Genomic DNA, 18,853 nt, shown 5'->3' on the forward strand with positions numbered 1-18,853 from the left:
CCATTGTATAGCGATCGCTCAAGAATCTGGTACCGTCGTGCCCGTCGCTTTATTGAGTGATCGATCAACAAAGGAGCCGCCATGTTCACCCTCTCGGGCAAGACCGCACTCGTCACGGGCGCCAGCCGCGGCATCGGCCGCGCCATCGCCCTCGGCATCGCCGGGGCCGGGGCCCGCGTCGCCGTCCACTACGGCGCGAACGCGCAGGCCGCCAAGGAAACCGTCGCAGCGATCGAAGCCGAAGGCGGCACTGCCTTCACGGTTCAGGCCGACCTCGCCGAGCCCGGCGCGGCCGACACCCTCATCGACGCCCTCACCGCCGAACTGCGCGGCGCCCCGCTCGACATCCTCGTCAACAACGCCGGCATCGGCGCATACGGCGGCATCGGCACGGTCGGTGAGGAGGACTACGACCGCGTCTTCGCCGTCAACACCAGGTCGCTGTTCTTCATCACCCGCAAGGCCCTCGCACTCATCCCCGACGGCGGCCGGATCATCAACATCGGCTCGGGCGTCACCCGCATCGCCTTCCCCGAAGGCATCGCCTACGCGATGACCAAGGGCGCGGTCGACACCTTCACGCTCGCCCTCGCCGCGGAACTCGGGCCCCGCGGCATCACGGTGAACACGGTCGCGCCGGGCATCGTCGACACCGACGTCAACGCGTCCTGGCTGCGCGGCAACGCGGAAGCGCAGGCCACCGCCGCAGCCCGGGCCGCCCTCGGCCGAGTCGGCCAACCCGAGGACGTGACCGGCCCGGTCCTGTTCCTCGCCTCAGCGGCGGGCCGATGGACCACCGGCCAGGTCATCGACGCCACCGGCGGATCGCAGCTCTAGTCCGGCCGAGCAGCGGTGCGATTCAGTCGCGGCCGACCCAGGTGGCGAGGTCGACCTCGTTGCCCTCCGGGTCGGCAATGGTCCAGTGCATCGGGGCGAACCGGTCATTGACGAGCGTGCCCCCTGCGGCCAGTGCGGCGGCGACCCGCGCCTCCGCCTGGTCGTGCGGGACGCCGACATCGATGTGGATGCGGTTGCGGCCCTTCCGCATGACGTCCATCTGCTGCACGTACACCGGCGGGTACAGGCCGTCCGGGTCGCCGATGTCGGAGTCGCCGACCATCTCGTAGCCGAGCACGGCGCACCAGAACGCCCGGACCTTGTCCACGTCGAGGGCGTCGAGCGCGAACTCCCACGTGCGGGTCGAGCCGGGGTCGGCCCGGACGCCGAGCGCTTCGGCGGCCTGGGCGATCTGGCGTGCCAGTTCGAGGTCGGTCTCGGTCAGCGACCAGCGCTCCTTCGTGACCAGCCGTACTTCGAGCACTGTGGAGCGGAGATTGAGGTCGGGGTGGTGCCCGGCGGCCTCGGCGAGCCGGCCGATCTCGGCGACGAGCCGCAGGCCCGTGGCGAAATCGCCGGTGCGGTACAGCGCGAACGCCACGGACCACAGCACCCGCCAGTCGTCGACACCGCCGGCCTCATGGAACTGCTTCGGTGTGATGGTTGTCGTCATGGTCCGATCGTATGGCCGCGCCCCGACACCCGCGCCGGATCCGGTGCGGGCCGGACCTCGCGATTCGGTACGGCGTCCGGGTGTCAGCGGGGTGTCAGGTCGGTGTCAGGGCGGTGCAAGGCGGGCGGTCGATAGTTGCCTCATCAGCAGGCAAGACCGAACGAAAACGGAGCAAGAACATGAACGTCGACCTCACCGCCCAGGACCAGACCACCATCCGCACCGCCGCTTTCGGCGCCATCACGCTCATGTCGTTCGCCGGCATCGCCGGGTCGGCCCACAAGGTCGCGACCGACGGGACGCTGGCGTACGCCTCCGCGACCGGCGCCGTCGGCCACGTGCTGGCCTCGAAGAAGAACGACTTCAAGCTGAGCGCGAAGTCCGCTGCGGCCCTGGCCGACCAGGTGCTGCCCGCGCTCACCGAGGCAGTGCACCTGCTCCAGGCGCAGGACGCTGAGGAGGCGGCGAACTTCCGGACCACCGTGATCACCGCCGCCGAAGCGGCCACCCGTGCGCACAAGGGCGCGCCGAGCCCGAGCATGGCCGCGATGGCCCAGAAGATCACCGAGGCGCTTGACGCCTAAGAAACTCAGGCACTACCTACGCCGCCGCGCACCGAGGCCTCCGCCTCACCGCGCGGCGGCGAAACTCGTTGCAGCCCAAGGCATTACTTCGCGGCGGCGAAACCGTGGAGAAACGTCTCGACGAGGCGGAACACGAGACGACGGCATCGCCGCGCAGCCGCTCAGAGACCGAAGCCGCCAAGTCGGCGACGTCGGACTGAGCGACACGCCGGCTCGCCGCGGCCCTCGGCGGGCCGTTCGCCGAGGCTGCGGAACACTGGGGCACGACCGGGCGCGACGCCCACTGCCGAAGGAGCTGGACCTTGACCGACCCGTTCATCAGGACCATCGAGGACGCCGGACGCGAAGGGCCCCTTGCGGGCCTGCGCTTGGCGGTGAAGGACCTGTTCGATCTCGCCGGCGTCCCGACGGGCGCAGGGAACCCCCGCTGGCTCGAGACCCACGAGGTGCCGAGCGCCGACGCGAAGGCGGTCGCGCTCCTGCGCGAGGCGGGCGCGAGGGTCGTCGGAAAGACGATCACCGATGAGCTGGCGTGGAGCCTGAACGGCACCAACGCGCACTACGGCACCCCGGAGAACCCCACCGCGCCGGGCCGGGTGCCGGGCGGGTCGTCGTCGGGCTCCGCTTCGGCGGTCGCGTCGGGACGCGCTGACATCGGGCTGGGCACGGACACCGGCGGTTCCATCCGCGTCCCCGCGTCCTACTGCGGCCTGTACGGACTGCGGCCCACGCACGGGCGGGTGAGCCTGGAGGGCGCGGTGCCGCTCGCGCCGTCGTTCGACACGGCCGGGGTCCTCACGCGGGACGCGGCGACGCTGCGGCTCGCGATGGGCCTGCTGCTGGAGGGGACGCCGGAGGCCGGGCCGATCACGAGACTGCTGGTGCCGCACGACATCTGGGCGGAGATCCCGGAAGCGACGCGGGAGGCCGTGCTGCCGAAGGTCGAGGAGCTGGGGCTGGTGATCGACCGCGGGCCGCTGTTCGCCGAGAGCACCGACGCGACACCGCTGGAGACCGCCCGGGTCGCATACGCGACGCTGCAGGCCTGGGAGGCGTGGCAGACGCACGGCGCATGGATCGAGGCGAACGACCCGGTGTTCGGGCCGGGCGTGGCGGCGCGGTTCGCGAACGCGGCGAAGCTCGACAGCGCGGACATCGCTGCGGCGCAGCGGGTCCGCAGCGGTGTGACGGCACTGGTCCGGGACCGGCTGCCGCAGGGCACGGCACTGGCGATCCCGGCCGCGCCGGGACCGGCGTTCACGATCGGCGACTCGCCGAACCGCGAGGCGATCGTGCGCTTGACGTGCATCGCGGGACTCTCAGGCGCACCGGGTCTTGCGGTACCGGCGGGCACGGTCGACGGTCTGCCGGTGGGCCTCCAGCTCGTGGCCGCCCCGGGCGGCGACGAACGGCTGCTGGAACTGGCCTGATCGCTGACGACGCGGGCACTGGCGGTGCCACCGGGTCAGGGCGATCGCCGCGCGAGGCAACGGCCCGGCCCGTTCGTGATGGGCCGAGTCGTCGTCTCGCGCAAGGCGATCGTCAAGGCTTTCGTGCTCGGCCGGGACGATGGGCGTCCCGTGCCTCAAGCGGCCGATAACGATCCGGACGGCGGTGGCGGCTCCCCTGTGGCGACGGCCTCCTGAGACCACCGGGTCGCACGGACCGGTGCCGGCGGACCGGGTCGAGGGCCGTGCCGCGGGGCCCCTTAGGGGGCGTTTCACCGCCCCTAACCCCGCGGATCCCTCGGTCCCGTCTGTCACCGTTCGCTTGTGCTGCTTGAGAAAGCGCGTGCTGCTCTACTGCTCGTGTCAGGTGCGCTTCGCCGGATCGCCGTGCGTGACCCTGCCGGTCACCGCGGCGTCCGCTGCGCGCGTGTCGTTCCGGGGGACGGCGCGTCCGTTCCTGCCAGTCGGGACGCGTTCGTCACTAGTGGATGGTCAGCAGACGAGACCCGAACGGAAGGCCTCGGCCACCGCGTGGGCCCGGTCGCGGGCGCCCAGCTTGCGGAACATGCGCCGCGCGTGGGTCTTGACGGTGTCTTCGGAGACGAACAGGTCGCGCCCGATCTCCGCGTTGGACTTCCCTTCGCTCATGCCCCGCAGGACCTGGAGTTCGCGTTCGGTGAGCTTCATGCCCTGCAGCGTCGAGCGCTGCCGCGGCACGGCTTCCGTGACGCGCTGCAGCGTCGGCGAGGCGAACATGATCGCCTGCGCCAGCGCGACCAGCAGGTCGTCGGAGTTGTTGGACGGGGTGCGGATGACACCCCGGGCGCCGGCGGCGACCACCATGGCCGCCGTGCGCGGATCGGCCGCGCCGGACAGGAGGACTCCTGTCCGGGGCGAGCGGGCGCGGACGGTCTTGACGAACTTGACCGGGTCGGGCGCGGCCAAGGCCACGTCGACCAGCACCACGTCCACTTGGCGGCGCCCGAGTTCGAGGAACAGCTCGGGAGAGCCCTCGACCGACTTGACCGCCTGCGCCAAGCCCATGCGGGTCGCGCAGGCCGAGATCTTCTGTCCGGCTTGAGGAGTCTTAACACAGACCAGTACGGTTCTCACTTTGTTCTACCTTTCGCTGCGGTAGGCCGTGCGTGTCTCTGTTACCAGCACGCAGGCGGTCCGCCGCCATGACGCGAGTTCGCGCGGATTTTTCGAGTGACTTTTCGCGGATACCGGGGCGGGGCGTGGACGCATGGTGTTCGGGTTCGCTTGCCGCGAGATCCCCGACCCGGGTGGGAAACTGGGGGCATGACACAGCGAAGAGGCGGACGACCGTACCGAGCCGAGTCCCGCGATTTTGGTGACCATCGTTCACATCCACCTCGCCATGACTTGTCTAACGAACTAACGGCCCTGGAAGGTACGAGTTACGGCCGATATAAATCCTTGCGTGGCAAATGGTGGGCAGGACCGGCGATTCTGGACATTTCCAGAGTCCAGTCGGACCCGTACGCGCCGCCGAGCCGGGTGGCGCTCGAGTTCGACGCCGAGGCCGCTGACCTGGCGTCGGACTGGTACGCGACGCCGGAGCGGCGGGACGCGCTGGCGGTGCTGCTGGCCAAGCGGCTGCGGAGGGCTTGCACGACAAGGGACCTGCGGATCGACGGGGGCGGGCAGGAGATCCTGCGGCGGGCCTCGTGCACCGTGGGCGCGGACGGGTCGGTGGTGTTCCGGCTCGGCGCGCAGTTCCCCGGGCACGGGCGGCGGATCGCGGGCCGGCAGGCCGCGCGGCTGCTGTGCGAGGTCCTGCCTGACGCGGCCGACGAGGCGCTCTCGGTGAGCGAAGCGGACGTGCTGGTGTGGACGCGCCACGCCGACGACGTGAAGGCCCTCAGGGAGGCCGTGGCGGCCTCGGGACTGGTGGCGTTCGTGGCGGACGGGTCTATGCTCGCCCGGCGCTCGGGTGTGGACGACAGGCCGCTGGAAGCGGGGGTGCCGTTCGCGAGCCCGGAGTCGATGGCGGTCGAGTTCGAGCTGCCGCACGCGGGGGTCGTGCGCGGCATGGGGATCGGTCCGGGAGTGACGCTGATCGTCGGCGGCGGGTTCCACGGCAAGTCGACCCTGCTGCGGGCCTTGGAGTCCGGGGTGTGGGACCACATTCCGGGCGACGGGCGGGAGTTCGTGGTCGCGGACCGGTCGGCGGTGAAGATCCGGGCCGAGGACGGGCGCGCGGTGACGGGCGTCGACGTGCACGCGTTCGTCGACCATTTGCCGAGCGGGGACGACACGAGGCATTTCACGACCGAGAACGCGTCGGGGTCGACCTCGCAGGCGGCCGCGATCGTGGAGGCGCTCGAGGCGGGCGCGAAGGCGCTGCTGATCGACGAGGACACGGCCGCGACGAACCTGATGATCCGTGACGCGCGGATGCAGGAGCTCGTGGCGAAGGACCGCGAACCGCTCACGCCGCTGGTGGACCTCGTGCGGTCGATGGCCGACGAGCACGCGGTGGCGACGATCCTCGTCATGGGCGGCTCGGGCGACTACATGGACGTCGCCGATCGGGTGATCCTCATGGACGCGTACCGGCCGGAGGACGTGACGGAGCGGGCGAAGGCCCTGGCGGCCAAGCCGACCGGGCGGCGGGTCGAGGCCGAGGGGTTCCGGATGCCGCGGGCGCGGGTGATCGACCCGCAGTCGGTGTCGTCCGAGTCGCGCGGGAAGCAGAAGATCAAGGCCGGAGGCACGGACGGGCTGCGGTTCGGCGAGTCCGATGTGGACGTGCGCTCGGTGGAGCAGATCACCGACCCGGCGATGACGACCGGGATCGGCCTGGCGATCGAGGCGGCCGTGCAGCAGGGCTGGATTGACGGCGAGGCCACGATGGCGGCGGCTTTGGATCGCCTGGACGAGGCGTTGGACGCCGGCGGCGCGGCGGAGCTGCTGCGGATCCGCGACATCGACGTGGCGGTGCCGCGGCGGTACGAGGTGGCCGCGACGCTCAACCGGATGCGGGAGCTGCGGGTGCGCCAGAGCGGCGAATGACTTGCGGCGCAATCGCATCGAGGCGTACGGCGGGCCTTGTTCGAGGCTGGGGCGAACCACCCGATTGCAGGTATAAAAGTGCCTTCGCGGCTCCGATCCCCAAAGGCCGCGAAGGCACTTGAACTCTATCGGTTTCCCGACAGTTGTGCGACTAACTGTCGGGATGTTGACACTTGGGGTTCCGACCCCCCGATCGACCTGCGGCTAAACCAGCGACCCGGAGACGGAGCAAGGCCGCCGACTTCGTCGGCGGCCTTGCTGTCGTGCGGTACCCGTGGGGGATCGGCCCTCGCTAGTGCGAGTGGCTGTGCCCGCCGTGGGAGTGCGAGTGGCCGTGACCGGCCTCCTCTTCCTCTTCGGGCTTGTCGACGATCGTGACCTCGGTCGTCAGCAGCATGCCGACGATCGAACCGGCGTTGAGCAGCGCGTTGCGGGTGACCTTCACCGGGTCGATGATCCCGGCCGCGACCAGGTCCTCGTACTCGCCGGTGGCGGCGTTCCAGCCCTCGCGCCAGCCCTTGCCGTCGACGCCGTTCACGATCACGTCGCCGGACTCGCCGGCGTTGATCGCGATGCGGCGCAGCGGCTCGGACAGCGACTCGGCGACGATCTTGAGGCCCACGCGGGCCTCCGGGTCGTCCAGCTCGATCTTCTCGAGGATCGCGATCGCGTGCACCAGGGCCGCGCCGCCGCCGGCGACGATGCCCTCCTCGACCGCGGCCTTGGTCGCGTTGACCGCGTCCTCGATGCGGTGCTTGCGCTCCTTCAGCTCGACCTCGGTGGCCGCGCCGACCTGGATCACGGCCACGCCGCCCGAGAGCTTCGCGAGGCGCTCTTCGAGCTTCTCGCGGTCCCAGGACGACTCGGTCGTGGAGGCCTGCTGCTTGATCTGCGCGATGCGGGCGTCGACCGTCTCCCGCTCCCCGGCGCCGTCCACGATCGTGGTGGCGTCCTTGGAGACGGTGACGCGGCGGGCCCGGCCCAAGTGCGACAGGTCGGCGGCCTTGAGCTCGAGACCCACCTCGGAAGAGATGACCTCGGCGCCCGTGAGGGCCGCGATGTCGCCCAGGATCGCCTTGCGGCGGTCGCCGAAGGCCGGAGCCTTGACGGCGCACACGCGCAGCGTGCCGCGCAGGGCGTTCACCGTCAGGGTCGCGAGGGCCTGGCCCTCGACGTCCTCGGCGATGATCAGCAGCGGCTTCGAGGTCTCGACGACCCGCTCCAGCACCGGCAGCAGCTCCTCGATGGAGCCGACCTTGGAGTTGGTGATGAGGATGTAGGGGTCCTCGAAGACCGTCTGGCGCGAGTCCTGGTCGGTGATGAAGTTCGGCGAGATGAAGCCCTTGTCGAACTGCATGCCCTCGGTCACCTCGAGCACGGTCTCCAGGCTGGAGCCGTCCTCGACGGAGATGACGCCTTCGGCGCCGACCGCGTCCATCGCCTTCGCGATGAGCTCGCCGATCTCCGGGTCCTGCGCCGAGACCGCCGCGACCTGCGCGATGTTCTCGTGGCTGGAGATCTCGATGGCTTGGCGGAGCAGCTCCTCGGACACGGCGTTCGCCGCGGCCTCGATGCCCTTGCGGATCGCGATCGGGTTCGCCCCGGCCGTGACCGCCTTGATGCCCGCGCGGGACATCTTCTGCGCCAGCACGGTCGCAGTGGTGGTGCCGTCGCCCGCGACGTCGTTCGTCTTGGTCGCGACCTCCTTCACCAGCTGCGCGCCGAGGTTGGCGTACGGGTCGGCGAGCTCGATCTCCTTGGCGATGGTCACGCCGTCGTTGGTGATCAGCGGCGCACCGAAGGAGCGCTGGAGGACGACGTTGCGGCCTTTCGGGCCGAGCGTGACCTTGACGGTGTCGGCGAGCTGGTCGATACCGCTCAGCAGGTTGTGCCTCGCGTCCTCGGCGAAGTTGAGAATCTTCGGCATGGGTGTTGTCCCTTCCTAATGCACGAAAGGGCCCTCAGCTGTGCGCACTTGCGAATCGCAAGCATCGCCGCTGCGGGCCCCCAGGCGTGCTAGTTCTCGACGACCGCGAGGACGTCGCGCGAGGACAGGACGAGGTATTCCTCGCCGTTGTACTTGACCTCGGTCCCGCCGTACTTGGAGTAGATGACCACGTCGCCGACCTTCACGTCGATCGGGAGGCGGTTGCCCTTGTCGTCGAAGGCGCCCGGGCCCACGGCCAGAACGGTGCCCTCCTGGGGCTTCTCCTTGGCGGTGTCGGGAATGACCAGACCAGAGGCGGTGGTGGTCTCGGCCTCGTTCGCCTGGACCACGATGCGGTCGCCCAGCGGCTTGATGGCAGCCTTGCTCACTTGGTTTCTCCAAACCTGCGTGTTCAATACGGATGTACGCCACGACGGCGCGGGTCTCGTCGTCGCGGGTGCCGAGGCACCGGCCCGTGGCTGTTGGCACTCTCGAGGCGAGAGTGCCAAGCCGATCATAGCGCTTAGCAATCTCGGTCTGCGAGTGCTAAGGCGTAAGTTAGTTCGCCCAGGTGGGGACCGTCAACACCGGGTCTCCAACGTCATACCATGAGGCACGTGGACACCAGCCTGCTCGCCGCCCTCAAGGCCCGCCCTGAACTCCAGACGCAAGCGGCCGAAGCCCTGCGCAGCGACGGCGACCGGGCACCGCTGACCTTGCGAAAGGCCGGCGTCGAACCCGACCTCGCGGCGGCGGCCCTGACGCTCGCGGAGCTCCGGGAGAAGGCCCGAAGAAAATTCGGCGAACGCGCGGCGAACCTCTACTTCACGCGGGCCGGCCTGGAGCAGGCCACCCGCTGGGTCGTCGCGGAGCGGCGGGCGGCGCGGTTCGCGCGCCACGCGGAGGCCGTGACGGACCTGTGCTGCGGGCTCGGGACGGAGGCACTGGCGTTCGCGGAGGCGGGCCTGCGGGTCGAGGCCGTGGACTTGAGCGAGGCGACGGCTGAGTATGCGAGGGCGAACGCGGGGGCCGCGGGTCTGGCCGTCACGATCGAGGTCGGCGACGCGCTGAGCACTCCCCTGCTGGAGTCGACATTCGCAGACCCCGCACGCCGGTCCGGGGCCGGACGGCACTTCAACCCGGCCGAGTACTCGCCGCCGCTGAATGAGCTGCTGGCCCGCATGTCGAAGACCAGGTTCGCCGCGCTGAAGCTCGGCCCGGGCATCAGCCACGAGTGGATTCCCGAAGGGGCCGAGGCGGAATGGGTCTCGGTGGACCGGGACGTGGTCGAGGCCTGCCTGTGGCTGGGCGAGGCGGCCGAGGTGCCGCGCAGAGCGAGTTTGTGCAAGGCGGGCGAGTGGCACGAGCTGACGGGCAGCGGTCAAGTGCAGGCACCGGTGGGCGAGGTCGCGGCGTACCTGTACGAGCCTGACGGCGCGGTGATCCGGGCGGGACTGGTCGCCGAATTGGCGGAGCAGTTGGAAGCCCACACGGCGAACGAGACCATCGCGTACCTGTACAGCGATCGGCTTGTCGAAACCCCGTTCGCGAGGGCCTGGAAGGTGGAGGAGGTCTGGCCCCTCCACCCCAAGAAGCTCAAGGCGCTGCTGGCGGAGCGCGGCATCGGCCGCCTGACGATCAAGCAAAGAGGAACAGGAATCGACCCGGCCGCCCTGCGAAAGCAGCTAAAGCTCAAGGGCGGCAACGAAGCGACGCTGGTGCTCACGCGGCTAGGCAACGCCCATGCGGCAATCCTCTGCGCAGAGGTCTAGGCGGCAGCGAACGGCTTGATCTGGCGAAGGTCGTTGCCGAGCCGTTCGCGCTCGACCTCAAGGTCGTAGCGGTTCTGAAGGTTCATCCAGAACCGGTCGGAGGTGCCGAAGTACCGCGCGAGCCGCAAGGCGGTGCCAGGAGTGATACTCCGTTTGCCGTGCACGATCTCGTTGATCCGCCGAGGCGAGACCCCAATCTCCTTAGCGAGGCGGTACTGCGAGACGCGAAGCGGCTCCAGGAACTCCTCAGCAAGGATCTCTCCCGGGTGAATCGGCGGCATCAAAGATTCCATCGGTCTCCCCTTCCCGTGTCGCTTCAACCTCAATCTAGTGATAGTCAACGATCTCTACCTCCTCCGGACCGGCATCCGTCCAGCGAAAGCAGACCCGCCATTGCTGGTTAACTCGGATGCTGTGCTGTCCTCCTCGGTCGCCCTTCAGCTTCTCAAGGCGGTTGCCGGGCGGCACCCGCAGATCCTCGATCGTCTCGGCTGCATCGAGCATGACCAGCTTCTTGAGCGCGACGCGCTGCGTGGTGTCGTCGAACCTCGGCGACCGGTAGTGTGGCGTCCGCGGAACTCGAAGGTGATGTCAAGCGGCGCGTCGCGGTCGAGCCCGTCGAGGTTCAGGTAGTCCCGCACCGTCGCCTCGGCGTCCGATACCCCCGCAGATTGCGTAACCCCGACACCCTCGATGTGAAGCTCCCAGCCGCCTTCCCAAGCCTTTGCCGTCACCGCAATCGGTTCCGCGCTGCCCGAGGCGTCGACATTCGAGAACACCGCAGTCTTCGAGACCTGGTCCGCGAGGGCCAGAAAGTCATCCAGCGCCTGCCTCGTTGACTTCTCGCCCGCAGCGCCTGCCGCGACTGCGGCCGCCTCTCCAACGCCGTAAAGCGCGGCCCGCCCTTCTGCAAGCTCGGCGTCGGTGAACGCGCCGTGCGTTCGGATGTGGTCGTCGATCAACTCGCGCAGGTTCTGACGCCCAAGCGCAGGCGCGGCATCGTTCGGTTCGTTGCCCATTGGCGGTGTCCTCTCAGGCGTGGCGGTCTTGGAAGCGTTTGGCTTTTGCCCTGTTCCCGCAGGTCTCCATGGAGTGCCAGCGGCGGCTGCCGTTGCGGGTGGTGTCGAGGTACCAGAGGACGCATTCGTGGTTGGCGCACTTGCGGATGCGATCTCCCTTGCGCTCGAGGAGGTCCAGGAGCTCGACGGCGCACTTCCAGCCGGGGAGGTGGGCGGGGCCGTCGACCGAGTCCTCGATCGCCGGTCGGCCGTCGACCAGGCGGGGGTTGCGGGTCCCGTGTGCGAGGACCGCGTTCAGCCGCGCCTCGCCGTCGTCTTCCTTCGCGAGGAAGGCGCGGATCGACTCGCGGGCCTCGGTGAGGTGTTCGCGCACTTCCCGCGCAGGGGCGTCGACGGAGAACTCGTGCTCGGCGAGCCAGCCCTCTAGTGCCCCGGGGGTGTCGAAGACGTCGCGGAGGGAGCCGTTCTCCATCCAGACGGTGTCGAGCAGGTCGAGCGGCAGGGGTTCTCCCATGAGCGGGCGCGTGACGGTCATCTCTCAATTATAACCACCAAAACTCTTGTAGGCGGTTTGACGGGTCGCTAGTGTTCTCACTACCAAACCGGCTAAACAAAGTTAGACGGTTAAACACGGAGGGCACCAACCATGTCACGCCTCCCCTTGATCCAGGCCGAAACCGCCACCGGCGAAGCCGCCGACCTCCTCGCCGGCGTCCAGAAGGCCCTCGGCGTCACCCCGAACATGACCAAGGCGATGGTCAACAGCCCCGCCGTCCTCAAGGCCTACCTCGGCTTCTCCGGCGCACTCGCCGCCGGCGTGCTCCCCGCGCCGCTACGCGAGCGCCTGGCGCTGCTCGTGGCGCAGGAGAACGGCTGCGACTACTGCCTCTCGGCGCACACCTACCTCGGCGAGCACGTCGCCAAGCTCGACGCCGACCAGATCGCGGCCGCGCGCCGCGGTGAAGCCGAGGACCCGAAGTTCGCCGCGGCCCTGGCGTTCGCGAGCGCAGTGCTGCGCGCGAAGGGCGGCGTCGAGGACGCCGACCTCAAGGCCGCCCGCGATGCGGGTCTGAGCGACGCGGAGATCGCGGAAGTGGTCGCCAACGTCGCGCTCCAGGTCTTCACCAACTACTTCAACAAGACCGCCGACACCGACATCGACTGGCCGGTCGTCCGGCACGACCTCTAGGGACTGACGGCGGCCCGGTCCTTCCGGGTCGCCGAAAGCACAATGGAGCACCCCCCATGACCGTCCTTTTGAAATCCCAGACTGCCAGGCCCGCTTGGGCAAAGGTGGCCGTGCCGACGATCGCCGGGACGACCGGACTGCTCGCGCTCGCCGCGCTCCAGGCCGCCACCAGCGCGGCGATGTTCGCGCTGCCGTGGGTGGCGGCGATGGGGATCATCGCGATCGCGCCGCAAGCGCCGTTCGTGCAGCCCCGCGCGATGCTGCTCGGGCAGCTCAGCGCGGGAGTCGTGGGCCTGGCCGCGGTCGCGGTCCTCGGGCCGTCGCTCTGGACGGCCGCGATCGCGGCGGGGCTGACGACCGCGCCGATGCTGCTGCTGAAGGCCCCGCACCCGCCCGCGACGGCGACCGCCGCGATCATCGGCGCGTCCGGCCCGTCCGTGTGGTTCCTCCTCGATCCGATCCTCCTCGCCAGCGCCGCCACGGTGCTCGTCGGCTGGGCGCTGGGCAGAGTGCTTCCCGCGCACCGGTATCCGACGCAGTGGTGGTGACCCTCCCGTAGACGCACGGCGCTCCCCCGAGCGCCGTCCAGAAAGGATTACGTCATGTCAGAGACCCGTCCCCCGCTGCCGCCGTTCACCGCCGAGTCCGCCGCCGCCAAAGTGCAGGCCGCCGAGGACGGCTGGAACACTCGCGACCCCGAGCGCGTGGCGCTCGCGTACACGCCGGATTCAGTGTGGCGCAACCGTTCTCAGTTCCTGACAGGCCGCGAGGAGATCAAGCGGTTCCTCACCGCGAAGTGGGCGCGGGAGCACGAGTACGCGCTGCGGAAGCAGCTGTGGGCGTTCACTGAGGACCGGATCGCGGTGACGTTCCAGTACGAGTGGCACGACGACGAAGGCCAGTGGTGGCGCAGCCACGGCAACGAGATGTGGGAGTTCACCGCTGAGGGGCTGATGCGCCGCCGCGAAGCGAGCATCAACGACCTGGCGATCGCGGAGACGGACCGCCGGATCTTCGGCCGTCGCCCCGACAGCGAGCGTTGAGCCGCGGGCCGAGCAAGACGTGCTCGCCAGGAGCGGGCATACGCAAGCAAGGCCGGGCACCGCCACGAGCGGTTCCCGGCCTTCGCCGCGTCCTGATCGGAGTCTTGGGAAGGTCAGGGAAGCCGGGCGGTGAGGTCGACCTCGACGAGCTGGCCGGGGTAGCCGAGCGCGGTCACGCCGACGACGGTGCTCGCGGCCTTGAAGGCGGGGCCGAGTTCGGTCTGCTCGGAGAACCGGTGCCAGGCGGCGCCGACCACCGCGCTGTCGGCACTCACGACGTAGACCACGGAGCGGACGACGTCGTCGGCTCCGGCGCCGACCGAGGCCAGTGCGGCGAGGCAGTTCGCGGCGGTCTGGTCGATCTGGGCGTCGAGGTCCCCGATGCCGACCACCTGCTGGTCGCCGTCGACGGGGCACTGGCCGGCGAGCATCGCGAGCCGCCCGGCCTCGACCACGGTCACATGCTCGTATCCCCCGGTGGGGTGCAGTTCAGCGTCAGACACAACGCGAGTCTATGGCCGGCGCCGTTGGGCGGAAACCCGTTTTACGAGACCTGCTACTCGGGGTGGGCGAGGCGGTAGCGGAGGTTGGCGTCCTTCTCGGTGACCATGCGCTCGAGGTCGACCTGGTAGTCCGAGAGCTTGGCGCGCAGGGCTTCGTCGGCGGAGCCGAGGATGCGGAGCGCGAGGAGGCCGGCGTTCTTGGCCCCGGCGATGGAGACGGTGGCGACGGGGATGCCGGCGGGCATCTGGACGATGGACATGAGGGAGTCCATGCCGTCGAGGTATTTGAGCGGGACGGGGACGCCGACCACGGGCAACGGCGTCGCGGAGGCGACCATGCCGGGGAGGTGCGCGGCGCCGCCGGCGCCGGCGATGATCACCTGGAGGCCGCGGGAGGCGGCCGAGTCGGCGTAGCTGAGCATGCCGTGGGGGGTGCGGTGGGCGGAGACGACGCGGACCTCGAAGGGGACGCCGAACTCGGTGAGGACTTCGGTGGCCGGTTCCATGGTGGGCCAGTCGGAGTCGGAGCCCATGATGACGCCGACCCGGGGGTGCTGTGCTGCCATTACTCGCCTTCCTGGAGCCATTTCGCGGCCCGCAGGGCGCGGCGCCGCAGCGTGTCGGGGTCGTCGCCGCAGACGGTGACGTGGCCGATCTTGCGGCCGGGCCGCACGGCCTTGCCGTAGAGGTGGACGTGCGCGCCCGGGTCCTCGGCGAGGAGGTGCTGGAGGCGTTCGTCGATGCGCGGGCCGCCGGGGGCGCCGCCGAGGACGTTGGCCATCACGGTGTACGGCGCGGCGGTCTCGGTGGAGCCGAGCGGGTAGTCCAGGACGGCGCGGAGGTGCTGCTCGAACTGGCTGGTGCGCGCGCCCTCGATGGTCCAGTGGCCGGAGTTGTGGGCCCGCATGGCGAGCTCGTTGACGAAGAGGCCGTGCGAGGTCTGGAAGAGTTCGACGGCGAGCATGCCGCACACGTCGAGGTCCTTGGCGACCGCTTCGGCGATACGGCGGGCCTCGAAGGCGGTCTCGTCGTTCAGGTGCGGGGCGGGGGCGATGACCTCAGTGCAGATGCCGCCGGTCTGGACGGTCTCGACGACCGGGTAGACCGCGGTCTCGCCGCGCGGGGAGCGGGCGATCTGGACCGCGAGTTCGCGCTGGAGGGCCATGCGCTCCTCGGCGATGAGGCGGATGCCGGAGGCGAGGACGGCCTGCGCGTCGGCGGGCGTGTCGATCATCCACACGCCCTTGCCGTCGTAGCCGCCGGTGGCGGCTTTGAGGACGCAGGGGAGGCCGAAGGCCTCGACGTCGGAGATGGAGTCGACGGGGGCCCAGCGGGGCTGGGGCAGGCCGAGGGCGGCGAGGCGGGTCCGCATGGCCTGCTTGTCCTGGGCGTAGAGCAGGGCCTCGGGGCGGGGCTGGACTTCGACGCCTTCGGCGGTGAGGGCGCGGAGGGCGTCCTGCGGGACGTGCTCGTGGTCGAAGGTGATCACGGTGCAGCCCTTGGCGAAGGCGCGGAGGTCGTCGACGTTGCGGTAGTCGCCGAACACGGTCGCGGGGGTGACGACCGCGGCGCTCTCGGCCGGGTCCCCGGCGAGCACTTTGAGGCTCTGCCCGAGGGCGATGGCGGCCTGATGGGTCATGCGGGCGAGCTGACCGGCGCCGATCATGCCCACCGTCGGAAGTTGCGTCGCGGCGTCCACGGCCTGAGCCTAACCCGCGCTCCACCTGCGCCCCGAGCGAACCGGTGGCGCGGGTGACCTGGATCGTCACGCGGCCTCGCCCCACTCGGATTCGGCGGTCCCGGCGTTCAGGTCGTCACGCGGCCCGGGGTGCCGCGCTCGATGTCCTCGGCGAGTTGGTCGGCCGTGACCCCGAGGACGCCGCAGAGCGCCATGATGGTGAAGAACGCCGGTGTGGCGATGCGCCCGGTCTCGATCTTGCGCAGCGTCTCCGGGGAAATGCCGGCCTCGGCGGCGACGTCGGGGAGGCTGCGGGCGCCCCGTGCCGCACGGAGCGTCCGGCCGAGCGCGCGCCCGCGCTCGTGTTCCTCGGGCCGCAGCGGCTGTCGAATCATACCGGTATTATAGTACCGGTATACAAATACCACCAACATATGAGAGGCCGTCCGTGATCGAGTACTACTCCCCCGCCGAGATCGAGGCCATGCGCCCTGCCGGACGCTTCGTGGCCGGGATCCTCACCGAGCTGGAGCGGACCGCCGAGGTCGGCATGAACCTGCTCGAACTCGACGACCTGGTCGCGCGCCGCATCAAGGAGGCCGGGGCGGTCTCCTGCTACGTGGACTACCACCCGTCGTTCGGCGCGAGCCCGTTCGGGAAGGTGCTGTGCACCTCCGTGAACGACGCGGTGCTGCACGGCCTCCCGTTCGACTACAAGCTCCAGGACGGCGACCTGGTGAGCTTCGACTTCGCGGCCGAAGTGGACGGCTGGGTCGCCGACTCGGCGCTGTCCATCGTGGTCGGCAACGCGAGCGAGCGCGACCTGCACCTGATCGACACGACCGCTCGCGCGCTCGAGGCCGGCATCGGTGCCGCGACGGTGGGGAACAAGCTCGGGGACATCGGGCACGCGATCGCCACCGTGGCGCGCGGCGACGGCCTCAGCGTCAACACGCAGTTCGGCGGGCACGGCGTGGGCCGCACGATGCACGGCGACCCGCACGTGCCGAACGACGGCCGCCCGGGCCGGGGCATGAAGCTCAAGCCGGGCCTGGTCATCGCGATCGAGCCGTGGTTCCTGCAGACCACCGACGAGATCGTCTACGACCCGGACGGGTGGACGCTGCGCAGCGCCGACGGCTCGCGCGGGGCGCACATGGAGCACACGATCGCGATCACCGAGGACGGTCCGATCGTCCTCACCGCCCGCGACCAGGGGTGACGCGGCCGCGCGGCCCCCTCGGCGTTCAATGCTCGGCTTCGGTCCGGGCGAGGCGGGCCATGCGGTCGATCATGCGCTCGGAGGCGATCTCCTCGGCGGTGACGGCGTACCCGTAGTGGTCGCGCCAGTCGCCGTCGATGTAGAGGTACCGCTTGTGCAGGCCCTCGCGGCGCAGGCCGAGCTTCTCGGCGACCCGGTTCGACGGGCCGTTCTCGGGCCGGATGTTGACCTCGATGCGGTGGAGGCGGCCGACGGTGAGCGCGTGGTCGATGACGAGCGCGAGCGCGGTGGCGGTGATGCCCTTCCCGGCGTGGCCGCGGTCGATCCAGTAGCCGGCGTACGCGGAGCCGAAGGCGCGGCGCACGATGTTGCCGACGGTGAGGCCGCCGGCGAGCTGCCCCTGCCAGCAGACGGCGAGAGGCCAGCTCGTGCCGTCCTTGATGGAGCGCTTGAGGCCGCGCAGCATGGCGCGGAACGCCGCGGGCGAGTGCGCTTCGTACCAGGTGGTGCCGGTGCCGGGCTCCCAAGGGGCGAGCCAGGCCTCGTTGGCGCGGCGCAGTTCCGACCAGCGGGCGGCGTCGGAGCGTCGGAAGGGGCGGACGCTGACGTCGCCGTGGTTCAAGTGCACAGGCCAACCGGGGTTGGAGAGGGTCATTCGTCGTCCAGCTGCGGATTGTTGATCATCGGTTCCGGTCCAGGAGCAGCACGTCTACGGTCGATCCGGCGGGCACCCGGGTCGCGTTCTCGCCGATCGTCATGAGACCGGTCGCCTCGGCCAGTCCGGAGAGCGTGTAGGACGTGGCTCCCAGCGGGGCGACGGTGTAGCCGCCGCCGCGCCTCTCGGCGACGCGGACGGGCCGGAATTCGCGCAGCCCGCTCGGTGAGGATACGGGCTCGGTCAGGTTGGCGCGCACGCTGGGCCGGAAAACGGGCTCGGCTCCGGCGAGGCGCTGGATCAGCGGCCGGGCGATGACCTCGAAGGCGATCGTGGCCGCGACGGGGTCGCCGGGAAGGCACACGACGGGGACCTCTTCGGGGCCGATGGTGCCGAAGCCCATGGTCTCGCAGAGGTAGACGGCCACCGGGTTGAAGTCGACGGCGCCGTCGCGGGAGAAGGTGCGGCGCACCATGTCCCCCGGGCCCAGGCCCGTGCCGCCGGTGGTGATGACGAGGTCGGCGCGGAGGATCTGGTCGTCGAGGACCGACCGGAGCGCGTCGGGCTCGTCGTCGCAGATGCCGACGCGGTACGCGTGCGCGCCCGCCTCGGAGGCCGCGGCCGTGACCAGGTGGGAGTTGACGTCGATGAGCTGGCCCGGCTGGGAGGGGCGGCCGGTGTCGACGAGCTCGTCGCCGGTGGCGATGACGACCACGCGGGGGGTCGGGCGGACGACGACGTCGGCGATGCCGGCGGCGGCGAGCAGCCCGATGAGGTTGGGGGTGACGCGGCGGCCCTCGTGGGCGAGGATCTCGCCCGCGGGACGTTCCGAACCCATGCGGCGCACGCCGTGTCCGCGGCGCGGCACCTGGCGGACGTCCACGGTGGCCATGCCCTCGTCGGTCCAGGCGAGGGGCACGACCATGTCGGCGCCGACCGGAAGGGCGGCGCCGGCGGCGACGGAGAAGCAGGTGCCCGAGACCAGGCGCACGGGGCGCCAGGACGAGGCGGCGAGGTCGCCGAGGACCTTGAGGCCCACGCCGCGTTCGGGGCTGGCGCCGGCGATGTCGTCGCCGTTGCACGCGTAGCCGTCGATCGCGGCGTAGTCGAAGGCGGGGAGCGGGCCGGGGTTCACGGCGTTCTCGGCCAGGACCGACCCGGTCGACTGGGTCATGTCGATGTCGACCGGCGGCAGGGGTCGCACCAGGGCCAGCGCCTTCGCCAGGAAGTCGGCCAATGGTGTCGCCTCGCCGGTCCCCTTCAC

At 70.3% G+C, this 18,853-nt stretch carries 23 protein-coding genes; 9 read left to right on the top strand and 14 right to left on the bottom strand.

Going from position 1 to position 18,853, the window contains the following annotated elements; genetic code table 11:
* Positions 1–81: 81 nt before the first annotated feature.
* Positions 82–837 carry an SDR family oxidoreductase gene (locus AB0I03_RS19725; RefSeq protein ID WP_360414828.1) on the top strand — a complete coding sequence of 252 codons (756 nt, stop codon included), beginning with the start codon at positions 82–84 and terminating at the stop codon, positions 835–837.
* A 22-nt stretch (positions 838–859) separates the two neighbouring features.
* Here the strand turns inward: AB0I03_RS19725 and AB0I03_RS19730 are convergent, their stop codons facing one another.
* Positions 860–1,510, bottom strand: coding sequence for a VOC family protein (locus tag AB0I03_RS19730; RefSeq protein WP_360414830.1), 651 nt, complete (start codon positions 1,508–1,510; stop codon positions 860–862).
* A gap of 179 nt (positions 1,511–1,689) precedes the next feature.
* On the opposite strand from AB0I03_RS19730, the gene AB0I03_RS19735 reads away from it, so the two are divergent.
* Both AB0I03_RS19735 and AB0I03_RS19740 read left to right on the top strand, forming a co-directional pair.
* Positions 1,690–2,094, top strand: coding sequence for a hypothetical protein (locus AB0I03_RS19735; RefSeq protein ID WP_360414832.1), 405 nt, complete (start codon positions 1,690–1,692; stop codon positions 2,092–2,094).
* Between the two features lie 302 nt (positions 2,095–2,396).
* On the top strand, positions 2,397–3,524 hold the full coding sequence (locus AB0I03_RS19740; protein WP_360414834.1) for an amidase: 1,128 nt from the start codon (positions 2,397–2,399) through the stop codon (positions 3,522–3,524).
* 510 nt (positions 3,525–4,034) lie between these two features.
* Here AB0I03_RS19740 and AB0I03_RS19745 read toward each other — a convergent pair.
* The gene (locus AB0I03_RS19745) at positions 4,035–4,655 is read right to left on the bottom strand and encodes a response regulator transcription factor (protein WP_112135091.1); all 621 of its coding nucleotides are present in this window, start codon (positions 4,653–4,655) and stop codon (positions 4,035–4,037) included.
* A gap of 189 nt (positions 4,656–4,844) precedes the next feature.
* Between AB0I03_RS19745 and AB0I03_RS19750 the strand changes: the two genes are divergently transcribed.
* Positions 4,845–6,581 carry an ABC-ATPase domain-containing protein gene (locus AB0I03_RS19750; protein ID WP_360414836.1) on the top strand — a complete coding sequence of 579 codons (1,737 nt, stop codon included), beginning with the start codon at positions 4,845–4,847 and terminating at the stop codon, positions 6,579–6,581.
* Between the two features lie 292 nt (positions 6,582–6,873).
* On the opposite strand, the gene groL is transcribed toward AB0I03_RS19750, so the two are convergent.
* Together groL and groES are read right to left on the bottom strand one after the other, a co-directional pair.
* Positions 6,874–8,508 carry a chaperonin GroEL gene (gene groL / locus AB0I03_RS19755; RefSeq protein WP_360414838.1) on the bottom strand — a complete coding sequence of 545 codons (1,635 nt, stop codon included), beginning with the start codon at positions 8,506–8,508 and terminating at the stop codon, positions 6,874–6,876.
* Between the two features lie 89 nt (positions 8,509–8,597).
* Positions 8,598–8,897, bottom strand: a complete 300-nt coding sequence (gene groES / locus AB0I03_RS19760; RefSeq protein ID WP_270118789.1) for a co-chaperone GroES — start codon at positions 8,895–8,897, stop codon at positions 8,598–8,600.
* Between the two features lie 228 nt (positions 8,898–9,125).
* Between groES and AB0I03_RS19765 the strand changes: the two genes are divergently transcribed.
* Positions 9,126–10,280 (top strand): class I SAM-dependent methyltransferase, encoded by a 1,155-nt coding sequence (locus tag AB0I03_RS19765; RefSeq protein ID WP_360414841.1) that lies wholly within the window; start codon positions 9,126–9,128, stop codon positions 10,278–10,280.
* On the opposite strand, the gene AB0I03_RS19770 is transcribed toward AB0I03_RS19765, so the two are convergent.
* The 4 genes from AB0I03_RS19770 to AB0I03_RS19785 are packed head-to-tail and all read right to left on the bottom strand — an operon-like array spanning position 10,277 to position 11,834.
* Positions 10,277–10,561 carry a HigA family addiction module antitoxin gene (locus AB0I03_RS19770; protein WP_360414843.1) on the bottom strand — a complete coding sequence of 95 codons (285 nt, stop codon included), beginning with the start codon at positions 10,559–10,561 and terminating at the stop codon, positions 10,277–10,279. The genes AB0I03_RS19765 and AB0I03_RS19770 overlap by 4 nt on opposite strands.
* A gap of 46 nt (positions 10,562–10,607) precedes the next feature.
* Positions 10,608–10,790 carry a type II toxin-antitoxin system RelE/ParE family toxin gene (locus tag AB0I03_RS19775; RefSeq protein ID WP_360414929.1) on the bottom strand — a complete coding sequence of 61 codons (183 nt, stop codon included), beginning with the start codon at positions 10,788–10,790 and terminating at the stop codon, positions 10,608–10,610.
* On the bottom strand, positions 10,718–11,299 hold the full coding sequence (locus AB0I03_RS19780; protein ID WP_360414845.1) for a hypothetical protein: 582 nt from the start codon (positions 11,297–11,299) through the stop codon (positions 10,718–10,720). Before AB0I03_RS19780 ends, AB0I03_RS19775 begins: the two co-directional genes overlap by 73 nt.
* Positions 11,300–11,312: 13 nt before the next feature.
* Positions 11,313–11,834: a CGNR zinc finger domain-containing protein gene (locus tag AB0I03_RS19785; RefSeq protein WP_360414847.1), complete on the bottom strand. Its 522-nt coding sequence runs from the start codon at positions 11,832–11,834 to the stop codon at positions 11,313–11,315.
* Between the two features lie 111 nt (positions 11,835–11,945).
* On the opposite strand from AB0I03_RS19785, the gene AB0I03_RS19790 reads away from it, so the two are divergent.
* Genes AB0I03_RS19790 through AB0I03_RS19800 form a run of 3 tightly spaced genes read left to right on the top strand, consistent with a single transcriptional unit; the run spans position 11,946 to position 13,531 of the window.
* Positions 11,946–12,488 carry a carboxymuconolactone decarboxylase family protein gene (locus AB0I03_RS19790; protein ID WP_360414849.1) on the top strand — a complete coding sequence of 181 codons (543 nt, stop codon included), beginning with the start codon at positions 11,946–11,948 and terminating at the stop codon, positions 12,486–12,488.
* 56 nt (positions 12,489–12,544) lie between these two features.
* Complete coding sequence (locus AB0I03_RS19795) at positions 12,545–13,036, top strand: HPP family protein (protein WP_360414851.1); 492 nt, start codon at positions 12,545–12,547, stop codon at positions 13,034–13,036.
* A 54-nt stretch (positions 13,037–13,090) separates the two neighbouring features.
* Positions 13,091–13,531, top strand: a complete 441-nt coding sequence (locus AB0I03_RS19800; RefSeq protein ID WP_360414853.1) for a nuclear transport factor 2 family protein — start codon at positions 13,091–13,093, stop codon at positions 13,529–13,531.
* A 113-nt stretch (positions 13,532–13,644) separates the two neighbouring features.
* On the opposite strand, the gene AB0I03_RS19805 is transcribed toward AB0I03_RS19800, so the two are convergent.
* The 4 genes from AB0I03_RS19805 to AB0I03_RS19820 all read right to left on the bottom strand — a co-directional run bounded on the left by AB0I03_RS19805 (position 13,645) and on the right by AB0I03_RS19820 (position 16,107).
* Positions 13,645–14,034 carry a Rid family hydrolase gene (locus AB0I03_RS19805; protein ID WP_360414855.1) on the bottom strand — a complete coding sequence of 130 codons (390 nt, stop codon included), beginning with the start codon at positions 14,032–14,034 and terminating at the stop codon, positions 13,645–13,647.
* 53 nt (positions 14,035–14,087) lie between these two features.
* Positions 14,088–14,600: a 5-(carboxyamino)imidazole ribonucleotide mutase gene (gene purE / locus AB0I03_RS19810; protein WP_360414857.1), complete on the bottom strand. Its 513-nt coding sequence runs from the start codon at positions 14,598–14,600 to the stop codon at positions 14,088–14,090.
* Positions 14,600–15,733 (bottom strand): 5-(carboxyamino)imidazole ribonucleotide synthase, encoded by a 1,134-nt coding sequence (locus AB0I03_RS19815; protein WP_360414859.1) that lies wholly within the window; start codon positions 15,731–15,733, stop codon positions 14,600–14,602. The genes purE and AB0I03_RS19815 overlap by 1 nt, the downstream gene beginning before the upstream one ends.
* Before the next feature lie 107 nt (positions 15,734–15,840).
* Positions 15,841–16,107, bottom strand: coding sequence for a helix-turn-helix transcriptional regulator (locus AB0I03_RS19820; protein WP_360414861.1), 267 nt, complete (start codon positions 16,105–16,107; stop codon positions 15,841–15,843).
* Positions 16,108–16,160: 53 nt separating this feature from the next.
* Here AB0I03_RS19820 and map point away from each other — a divergent pair, with 53 nt between their 5' ends.
* Positions 16,161–16,934 carry a type I methionyl aminopeptidase gene (gene map / locus AB0I03_RS19825; protein WP_360414863.1) on the top strand — a complete coding sequence of 258 codons (774 nt, stop codon included), beginning with the start codon at positions 16,161–16,163 and terminating at the stop codon, positions 16,932–16,934.
* 25 nt (positions 16,935–16,959) lie between these two features.
* Here the strand turns inward: map and AB0I03_RS19830 are convergent, their stop codons facing one another.
* Positions 16,960–17,589 (bottom strand): GNAT family protein, encoded by a 630-nt coding sequence (locus AB0I03_RS19830; protein ID WP_360414865.1) that lies wholly within the window; start codon positions 17,587–17,589, stop codon positions 16,960–16,962.
* A 25-nt stretch (positions 17,590–17,614) separates the two neighbouring features.
* Positions 17,615–18,853 carry a gephyrin-like molybdotransferase Glp gene (glp, locus tag AB0I03_RS19835; RefSeq protein ID WP_360414867.1) on the bottom strand — a complete coding sequence of 413 codons (1,239 nt, stop codon included), beginning with the start codon at positions 18,851–18,853 and terminating at the stop codon, positions 17,615–17,617.

The sequence above is a fragment of the Glycomyces sp. NPDC021274 genome (assembly GCF_040641195.1).
In the GTDB taxonomy this organism is placed as follows: Bacteria; Actinomycetota; Actinomycetes; order Mycobacteriales; family Micromonosporaceae; genus Glycomyces.